General features: G+C 60.4%; 5 protein-coding genes. 2 read left to right on the forward strand and 3 right to left on the reverse strand.

What is annotated here, in order from left to right; translation table 11 throughout:
• On the reverse strand, positions 1–455 hold a 455-nt coding region (locus DBR18_RS28615; RefSeq protein WP_256588490.1), incomplete at its 3' end, for an FAD-dependent monooxygenase.
• A 177-nt stretch (positions 456–632) separates the two neighbouring features.
• Between DBR18_RS28615 and DBR18_RS01265 the strand changes: the two genes are divergently transcribed.
• Positions 633–1,517 (forward strand): helix-turn-helix domain-containing protein, encoded by an 885-nt coding sequence (locus DBR18_RS01265; protein ID WP_108588974.1) that lies wholly within the window; start codon positions 633–635, stop codon positions 1,515–1,517.
• A gap of 130 nt (positions 1,518–1,647) precedes the next feature.
• On the opposite strand, the gene DBR18_RS28330 is transcribed toward DBR18_RS01265, so the two are convergent.
• On the reverse strand, positions 1,648–1,824 hold the full coding sequence (locus DBR18_RS28330; protein ID WP_007964044.1) for a hypothetical protein: 177 nt from the start codon (positions 1,822–1,824) through the stop codon (positions 1,648–1,650).
• Positions 1,825–2,025: 201 nt separating this feature from the next.
• Positions 2,026–2,931, reverse strand: a complete 906-nt coding sequence (locus DBR18_RS01270; RefSeq protein ID WP_218277844.1) for a LysR family transcriptional regulator — start codon at positions 2,929–2,931, stop codon at positions 2,026–2,028.
• A 113-nt stretch (positions 2,932–3,044) separates the two neighbouring features.
• On the opposite strand from DBR18_RS01270, the gene DBR18_RS01275 reads away from it, so the two are divergent.
• Positions 3,045–3,923: an MBL fold metallo-hydrolase gene (locus tag DBR18_RS01275; RefSeq protein ID WP_108588976.1), complete on the forward strand. Its 879-nt coding sequence runs from the start codon at positions 3,045–3,047 to the stop codon at positions 3,921–3,923.
• Positions 3,924–4,027: the final 104 nt, after the last annotated feature.

Consider the following 4,027-nt stretch of genomic DNA (forward strand, 5'->3'; position numbering starts at 1 on the left):
CGCCAGGTTTCACCGTCCTTCTCGAAGGTGACAAACGCCTCGTCGCTTTTCATGCCGTGAGGAACGACATCGCTCACTTCATAAAACGACAGCGCACCGGCCTCCCGACGAGCGGCCATCAAGTCTCGCGTGACCTCGGTCTGGCCGTAGACCATCACGGTTTTGCCGCCGGTCAAACCCTGCAGATCGATGTGCGCCAGACGCCCATCCAGGGCCAGATCGAACCCGCTGTGCACCAGCCCTTCGGCGTCCATGCGCTGACCGACCCCGGCCTGACGCAACAGCTCTACCATGCCTTGTTCAAGCACACCGGCGCGAATCCGCCCGAGTACATAATCAGGCGTCTGGCGTTCGAGAATCAGGGTGTCGATGCCGGCGTTGTGCAGCAACTGGCCGAGGAGCAATCCGGAGGGACCGGCGCCTATGATGGCGACTTGGGTTTTCAGCGTTTTCATTGTTTTTATGACTCGCAAGCTTCACGCCGCGTGAGCAGGTGAATGATTTTTATGGATCGAGTGCTTGCATTTTTCCCTTGCGGGTCTGTCAATTGAAGGTGAAAACTGAGCCGATACCTGTACATTCTGCCAATCGGTGCGATTATCGCCCGCAACCTCGAGGCCTGGATTGAAGTGATGAACAAGCCTGACCTGCCTTCGATTCCGGTGTTCAAGCTCTACGGTGAAAGCCTGGACTGGCCGACCCCTGACTTGCTGCACTGTGAAACCATTTCCAAACGCAGCCGCGAACATCAATGGGAAATCAAACCCCACCGCCACGCCGATTTGTGCCAGTTGCTCTTCGTCTTCAAAGGTCAGGCAGAGCTTGAAATCGAAGGTCAACGCACGCAGCTCGATGAACCCGCGATTCAAGTCCTGCCACCGTTGTCGGTGCATGGCTTTCGTTTTTCCGAGGACGTCGAGGGATTTGTCGTCACCCTCGCCAATCCGCTGATCAATCACCTGCAGGGGCAACTGGGCAACTCGGTGCACGCACTGGCCCAGGCCGAGCACTACCCGGCGGGCAAGGATGCGCAGTACCTCAACAGTCTGTTTTCAGCGTTGCAGGCCGAGTACAACGGCCATCAGCCGGCGCGGGAAATGCTCATGCATTCGCTGGTCAGCGTGATCATGGTCTGGGTCAGCCGTCAGGCGCTCGTGCGCCATAACGCCAGCCAGCGGCCGCAACGCCAGCGCGAGTACCTCAACGGGTTCATTCAGTTGGTGGAGGAGACGTACCGCCAGCATGTGAAGGTCGAAGACCTCGCGCATCGCCTGGGGATTTCGGTGTCACACCTCAACGGCACCTGCCGCGAACTGGCAGGGCAGCCGGCGCTGCAGATCATGCACGAACGCCAGTTACTGGAAGCCAAACGATTGCTGACCTACACCAGCATGACCATTTACGAGATGTCGGAGTTGTTGGGGTTTTCCGACCCGACCAACTTCACGCGCCTGTTCCGGCGCAGGGTGGGGATTTCGCCAAAGGCGTTTCGTGACCGGCTGAAGGCCGAACAGTAATCTTGTAAACACCGCCAACCCCTGTGGGAGCTGGCTTGCCAGCGATTGCGTCCTGTCAGTCAGCACTGAAGGCGCCTGGGCCACCGCCATCGCTGGCAAGCCAGCTCCCACAGGATTGATAGCAACCGAATCAGCGCAATGCGTTCAGCGTTGCATTGTGCGGAATGCAGCGCTCGAAATTGCAGCTCGCATACTCGCGGGGCAGCTGTCGCAGTTGCTCGACCCGCCAGGCCGCGGTGCCGTACAGCGCCAGCGTGGCAGCGCAGGTGATGAAAATCGCGAAGTACCTTCTTGTTCTGATGTTCATGGCGTAGACCTCTGAACGCATACCCTGCGGTATTACTTTCAGCATAGGTCAGCGGTACAGAGTTGCCAGCCATGGATTCGCCCTATGTGACATCCCCCCTGTGGGAGCGGGCTTGCTCGCGAAGGCGTGGTGTCAGTCGATGACAATCCAGACTGATACACCGCCTTCGCGAGCAAGCCCGCTCCCACAGGGGCATCGGATTTACAGGCCCATATCCCATTCGGGATTTTCCGGGAATCGTTCGACGAGAAAATCCAGCATGCTGCGCAACGCCGCCGGCATGTGCTTGCGTGAGGCGTACACCGCGTAGATGTTCATCTGCCGTGGCTCGGCATGCGGCAGCAAACGCACCAGTTCACCGGCGTGCACATGCACCCCGGCCTGGTAGGTCGGCAGCATCGCCACGCCCGCACCGGCCAGGGTCGCGCGCAACAGGGTACTGGCCTCGTTGGCGCTGATGTTGCCCTGCACCGGCACCGACACCGGTTCACCGTCCTCCTCGAAATGCCACAGGCTCTTGCCGAAATACGAGTGCGTCAGGCAGTTGTGCCGGCTCAGATCCTCGACCCGCTGCGGTGGCGGGTTGTCGCGCAGATAAGCAGGTGCAGCGCAGACCACCGAACGGCACACGGTCAGGCGCCGGGCGATCAGGTTCGGATCGAGGTCATTGCTGGTGCGGATCGCCAGATCGATGCGCTCATCCACCAGGTTCACCGTGCGGTCGAGCATCTGCAGGTCGATGCTGACCCCGGGGTAGCGCTTGACGTACGCCGCCATGGCATCGGCCAGTTGCGCCTGGCCGAACGAGGTGCTGACGCTGATGCGCAACAAACCGCGCGGCGCATCGTGGGGTTCGCTGACCGCCGCCTGCATGTCGGTCGACAGTTCGAGCATCTGCCGGCAGCGCGGCAGGATTTCGCTGCCGGCAGCAGTCAGGCTCAGCTTGCGTGTGGTGCGGTGCATCAGGCGCGCGCCGACCCAGTCTTCCAGCTCCGCCAGATAGCGCGACACCACCGGCCGCGACAGGTCCAGATGATCGGCCGCCGCCGACTGGCTGCCCAGATCCACCACCGTGACAAACACGCGCATTGCTTGAAGACGATCCATGATTTGCCCGCTTTCAGAAACAAACTATGTCCAAGCATCGCATTTTTTGTACCGAGTCAGGCAACTAAGCTCTGTCCCATCGCCAACCCGGCATTCGGACCACGGAGCAACAGATGATCGGCTTCACTACCCTCAAGCGCGTTTTGCTGGCCACCGCCACCCTCGGATTCGCGGCCCACGCCGCTGCCGCCAACCTGACCCTGGATGTCTACAACCCGGGCACCAATGCGATCTTTCCGGTGACTTCGGTACTGGTCAGCGGTGAGAAAGACGCGATTCTGGTCGATGCGCAATTCGGCAAGGCCCAGGCCGAGCAGGTGGTGGAAAAGATCCGCGCCAGCGGCAAGCACCTGACCACCATCTACATCAGCCACGGTGACCCGGATTACTACTTCGGCCTCGACACCCTGACCCAGGCCTTCCCCGACGCCACCGTGCTGGCCTCGCAGCCGACCGTCGATCACATCAACAAAACCGTCGCCGGCAAGCTCGCCTTCTGGGGCCCGAAAATGGGCGCCGACGTGCCGGCCAAAACCATCGTGCCGGGCGTGCTCAAAGGCGACAGCCTGATGCTCGAAGGGCAGAAGTTGCAGGTGGTCGGTCTTGAAGGCAAACAACCGGATCGCAGCTTCGTGTGGATTCCATCGCTCAAGGCGGTGGTCGGTGGTGTTGTGGTGGCCGAGAACATCCATGTGTGGATGGCCGATACCCAGACTGCGCAATCCCACGCCGACTGGCTGGACACCCTGCATTCGATCGAAACCCTGAAACCGAAAACCGTGGTGCCGGGTCACTACCTGGGCGAGAGCAGCCGCTCGCTGGCGAGCGTGAAATTCACCGCCGACTACATTAAGGCTTTCGACGCAGAAACCGCCAAGGCCAAGGATTCCGCCGCACTGATCAAGGCCATGCAAAAGCGCTACCCGACACTTGGTGAAGAAAGCTCGCTGGAGCTGAGCGCCAAAGTCGCCAAGGGCGAGATGAAGTGGTAACCCGATTGATCTGAATCAGAGATCGAGAGGACTTTTGTGGCGAGGGAGCTTGCTCCCGCCCGCCTGCGCAGCAGGCGTAAAGCTGCCGATGCGATGTATCTGAA

It is taken from the genome of Pseudomonas sp. HMWF021 (assembly GCF_003061005.1).
In the GTDB taxonomy this organism is placed as follows: domain Bacteria; phylum Pseudomonadota; class Gammaproteobacteria; order Pseudomonadales; family Pseudomonadaceae; genus Aquipseudomonas.

Excerpts from the sequence above, each read along its gene's own strand:
- DBR18_RS01275 (WP_108588976.1), top strand. The coding sequence starts at position 3,045 with ATGATCGGCTTCACTACCCTCAAGCGCGTTTTGCTGGCCACCGCCACC.
- DBR18_RS01270 (WP_218277844.1), bottom strand. The coding sequence starts at position 2,931 with ATGGATCGTCTTCAAGCAATGCGCGTGTTTGTCACGGTGGTGGATCTG.
- DBR18_RS01265 (WP_108588974.1), top strand. The coding sequence starts at position 633 with ATGAACAAGCCTGACCTGCCTTCGATTCCGGTGTTCAAGCTCTACGGT.
- DBR18_RS28330 (WP_007964044.1), bottom strand. The coding sequence starts at position 1,824 with ATGAACATCAGAACAAGAAGGTACTTCGCGATTTTCATCACCTGCGCT.